This window comes from Paraburkholderia sp. SIMBA_054 (assembly GCF_046534875.1).
Classification (GTDB): domain Bacteria; phylum Pseudomonadota; class Gammaproteobacteria; order Burkholderiales; family Burkholderiaceae; genus Paraburkholderia; species Paraburkholderia hospita.
Window position 1 is genome coordinate 1 of sequence record NZ_JAWRXV010000909.1, and the last position, 266, is coordinate 266.

At 48.1% G+C, this 266-nt stretch carries 1 protein-coding gene; it reads right to left on the reverse strand.

Annotation, left to right across the window (positions count from 1 at the left end; all coding sequences use genetic code 11):
• Positions 1 to 240, reverse strand: a 240-nt coding sequence (locus SB822_RS57780) for an MgtC/SapB family protein (RefSeq protein ID WP_410859196.1), incomplete at its 3' end; no start/stop codon positions are given.
• Positions 241 to 266 lie beyond the last annotated feature (26 nt).

A 266-nucleotide genomic window follows, 5' to 3' on the forward strand; every position in this document is an offset into this window, starting at 1 on the left:
GATAAACCCGACGCCCGTCACCACCTGAGCAGCAATACGGCTGGGGTCGAGTCCGACGTGATCTAAAGACAGCACGTCAGCAAAACCATATTTCGAAACAATCATAAACAGGGCGCTTCCCATGCCAATTAATACATGTGTGCGTAACCCTGCTCCTTTGCCGCGCATTTGCCTTTCCATGCCAATAGCGCCACAGGCAATTGCCGCGAGTATAAGACGTATAATAAATTCTGCTGTCATATAAAAATGCAAAAAGGAGCAGCAAG